Source organism: Prosthecobacter sp., assembly GCF_044373815.1.
Classification (GTDB): domain Bacteria; phylum Verrucomicrobiota; class Verrucomicrobiia; order Verrucomicrobiales; family Verrucomicrobiaceae; genus Prosthecobacter.
In genome coordinates, this window is record NZ_JBIPNG010000554.1 from 1 (window position 1) to 3,955 (window position 3,955).

The following is a 3,955-nucleotide window of genomic DNA, read 5'->3' on the forward strand; positions in this document are numbered from 1 at the left end:
ATTGGCCACGGTCTCCAGGGTGTCCACGTCATCGGGGCTGGCGTCTCCGGCCACGATGCGGTCGCTGATCTTCTTCATCCACAGGCTGCCTTCGCGGCAGGGGGTGCACTGGCCGCAGGATTCGTGCGCGTAGAAGGCGTTCAGGTTGTTGATGACCCAGGTCATGCTGCGGCTGTCGTCCATGATGATGACTCCGCCGGATCCGGCCATGGTGCCGCACTGGGCCATGGTGTCGAAGTCCATGGGGATGTCCATGATGCCGAGCTCGCGGCCGTCCTTGAGTTTGAATTTTTCATCGGCACGCAGCACTTTGGAGGAGCTGCCGCCAGGAATGATGGCCTTCAGTTTGCGGCCGGGTTTGAGGCCGCCGCAGAGCACGTCGATGACTTCGCCCATGGTGACTTTGCCGACTTCCACTTCGTAGTAGCCGGGCTTCTGCACATCGCCGCTCACGCAGAGGATGCGGGTGCCGGTGTTATTCGGCGAGCCGAGCTTGGCGTATTCCGCGCCGCCCATCTCGATGATGTGCTTCACGTGGCAGAGGGATTCCACGTTGTTCACGATGGTCGGGCTCATGTAGAGGCCGAGCGCTGCGGGGAAATACGGGGGCTTGATGCGCGGGTAGGGGCGCTTGCCTTCGAGGGATTCGATGAGGCCGGTCTCTTCGCCGCAGATGTAGGCGCCTGCACCGCGATGCACGTAGATCTCGCAGTCGAAACCGGTGCCGAGGATGTTCTTGCCGAGGAAGCCTTTTTCGTGCGCCTCTGCGATGGCCTTTTCGAGAATCTTCGCGGCGTAGGGGAATTCTTCGCGCACGTAGATGTAGGACAGCTTGGCGCCGACGGCGAAGCAGGCGATGGTCATGCCTTCGATCAGCTGATGCGGATCTTGGTGCATGATGTAGCGGTCCTTGAAGGTGCCGGGTTCTGATTCGTCCGCGTTGCAGATGAGATAGACCGGCTTCGTGTTCGTCGGCGGGATGAAGCCCCACTTCACGCCGGTCGGGAATCCTGCACCCCCACGGCCGCGCAGACCGCTGGCTTTGACCTCATTCGTGATGGCGCTGCGCTCCATGGTGAACGCCTTTTTGAGCTGCTCATACCCGCCATTCTCCATGTAACACTCGATGGACGGATTGTAACCGGATCGGTCGATGTTCTTGAAGATCAGGCGCTTTTCACGCGCATGGGGTTCTTTTCCGGGAAGATACTGGACGGGGGAGGCCATGGTTCGCAGTATCCGAGTGTGAATAAACTGGGCAACTGGGATTTGTGAAAAATTTCACAAGGGGGAGGCGGAGCGGCATAGGCCCGATAGGGCGAATAGGTCCCCATAGGTCCTATTCTGCGCGTCGCATCACCCAGCGCCGACTGACCCACCTTCCTCTTCCTCTCTCTCCATCCGCCCGTTTTCGACCAGCAGTTCCAGCCCGCGCAGCTTCCCGATCACCGGCACAAAGTGCGCCATATACCACAGGCTCCCCTCCTTCTGCCCCTCCCTCGGATAGCTCACATCATAGTGCAGACTCAGAGACCAACAACCCGCAGGAAAAGAGCCGCCGCTATCCCACACCGTCGCTTTCCGCAGCCGCTCGTTCTCGATCCCCCGCCTCCTCAAGTCCTCGCGAATCGCCCGCCGCGCCTGCGCCCGCATCCACAGCCCACGCACCAGCAGCCATGCCAGCAGGCAGACGTAGGCCCCAATCGCGATCTCAATAAAAATCCTCATGCAGTGTGCATTACTCAGTCCCAGTCTAGCCCGCACCCGCGCAGCCACCGTTGAGGCTTTGCTATACCATACCATCGCCACGCCGCATAGGCCGGAATAGGTTTCGTAGGACCTCTTTTCTGGAAAGCTCCGCCTCACAAGAGGTGTACCTTCCACGTGCGTCTCCCCACCCCCAGCTCCCTCTGCCTGACCCTGCTGCTCCTCGCAGCGCAGGGCACGGCCATCGCCAAAAAGGACGAAGGGCCGAAGCCGGTGCCGTGGTCCTTTGCGCCGCTGAAGCGTGGCCCGCTGCCGCAGGTGAAGGACACCGCGTGGCCGCAGACGCGCATCGATTACTTCATCCTCGCCAAAATGGAGGCCGCAGGCATGCAGCCCGCCCCTAGGGCGGTGGGCAGGGTGCTGCAGCGCCGGCTGGCCTTTGATCTCACCGGCCTGCCCCCTGCCGAGCAGGCTGCCGCCGACTGGAGCCGCACCGTGGACGAAACCCTGCGCAGCCCCCACTACGGCGAGCGCTGGGCACGCCACTGGCTGGATCTGGCGCGCTACACGGATCAAACCCCCGACTGGCTGGACTCCACCAAATACTCCTACCTCTACCGCGACTGGGTGGTGCAGTCGCTGAATGAGGACATGCCGTATGATCGCTTCGTGCTGCGTCAGCTTGCCACGGATTTTCTGCCCGAGTGCGGCCCGCAGGATCGCGTGGCGCTGGGTTTCATCGGCCTGAGCCCCACGTATTTCAAAGAGCTGCAGCTCCCGCCGGAGATCATCAAGACCACCGTTGCCGATGAATGGGAGGAGCATGTGGATGCCATCGGCCGTACCTTCCTCGGCCTCACGCTGGCCTGCGCCCGCTGCCACGATCACAAATCCGACCCCATCTCCGCGCAGGATTACTATGCGCTGGCCGGCGTCTTCGCCTCCGTGAAGCTCTCCGAACTGCCCACGATGAAGGATGAATTCTGGAAGCCCGTGGCCAAGGCGCGTGCGGAAGTGGCGGCGATGGAAAAGCAGATGGCCGACCTCAAGAAAAAGAAGCCAAAGGACCTGGCGGAGCAGACCAAGAAAATCGAAACCGTCATCGCCTCCATCAAGACCGCGACCCCGCACTACCACATGCCCATGGCCAATGCCGTGGAGGACGCGGCGCTCTACGTGGTGAACAAGGAAAAGGAGCACGGCACCAAGCTGGACTACAAGATGGGCATGGCGCGTGATCTCGAACTCATGAAGCGCGGCAATCCAAATGATCTCGGAGCTGCGGTGCCGCGCCGTTTCCTCTCCATGTTTCCCTCCAAGACCGGCCTGCCGCGCAAGTTCACCACGGGAAGCGGTCGACTGGAACTGGCGCAAGCCATCGTCGAAGACGCCGCACCGCTGACCGCTCGCGTCATCGTCAATCGCGTGTGGAAGCACCACTTCGGGCGCGGCTTGGTCGATACGCCGAGTGAGTTTGGGAATCTCGGCGAAGCCCCCACGCACCCCGAATTGCTCGATGATCTCGCGGGACGTTTCATGGAGCACGGCTGGTCGCTCAAGTGGCTGCACCGTGAGATTTTGAACTCCGCCACCTGGCAGCAGAGCAGCATCGCCGCCGCCTCCGAGCAGCGCGATCCCGAAAACAAACTCTACGCCCGCATGCTGCGCCGTCGACTGGACTGGGAATCCTGGCGCGATGCCATCCTCAGCGCCACCGGCCAGATCGATCTCAAGATCGGCGGCCAGGCTTCCTCCATCAGCGATGCCAAGAATCTCCGCCGCTCCCTCTACGGCGCCTCCGATCGCCAGGACATGGACCCCATGCTGCGCATCCACGACGTGCCCGATCCCGGCGCGCACAATCCGTGGCGCACCGAAACCATCACGCCTCTGCAAGGCCTCTTCGCTCTCAATTCCCCCTTCATGCAGCAGCAGTCCGAGGTGCTCGGCAAATGGGCCATGCAGCACCGCGTGGACGCCGTTTATGCGCGGTTGTTTGGCCGTAAGCCGAGTGCGCATGAGGCGTCAGTGGCGCAGGCGTTTGTGAGTGGTCGCGAAAACGACGCCACCATCTGGGCCCAGTACGCGCAGGCCCTGCTGGCGGGGAATGAGATGCTGTTTGTGGATTGAGCGAGCTGTCTGAATGGGACGCAGTCAATCACCCAGCGCCCCAGGAGCGCGGACTTCCAGTCCGCAGCAGGTCGCCAGCGCCCAGCGGGTGTGGCCGCAGGTAAAACCACGGAAGCAC

At 62.2% G+C, this 3,955-nt stretch carries 3 protein-coding genes; 1 reads left to right on the top strand and 2 read right to left on the bottom strand.

The features are described 5' to 3' along the window. On the bottom strand, window positions 1–1,227 hold a 1,227-nt coding region (gene nuoF / locus ACIREA_RS28045; RefSeq protein WP_397385623.1), incomplete at its 3' end, for an NADH-quinone oxidoreductase subunit NuoF. Between the two features lie 129 nt (window positions 1,228–1,356). Then, window positions 1,357–1,728: a hypothetical protein gene (locus ACIREA_RS28050; protein WP_397385624.1), complete on the bottom strand. Its 372-nt coding sequence runs from the start codon at window positions 1,726–1,728 to the stop codon at window positions 1,357–1,359. A 156-nt stretch (window positions 1,729–1,884) separates the two neighbouring features. Between ACIREA_RS28050 and ACIREA_RS28055 the strand changes: the two genes are divergently transcribed. Continuing rightward, complete coding sequence (locus tag ACIREA_RS28055) at window positions 1,885–3,837, top strand: DUF1549 and DUF1553 domain-containing protein (RefSeq protein ID WP_397385625.1); 1,953 nt, start codon at window positions 1,885–1,887, stop codon at window positions 3,835–3,837. Window positions 3,838–3,955 lie beyond the last annotated feature (118 nt).

What these genes read in the sequence shown, in the direction of transcription:
- ACIREA_RS28050 (WP_397385624.1), bottom strand. Translation starts at nt 1,728, where the DNA reads ATGAGGATTTTTATTGAGATCGCGATTGGGGCCTACGTCTGCCTGCTG.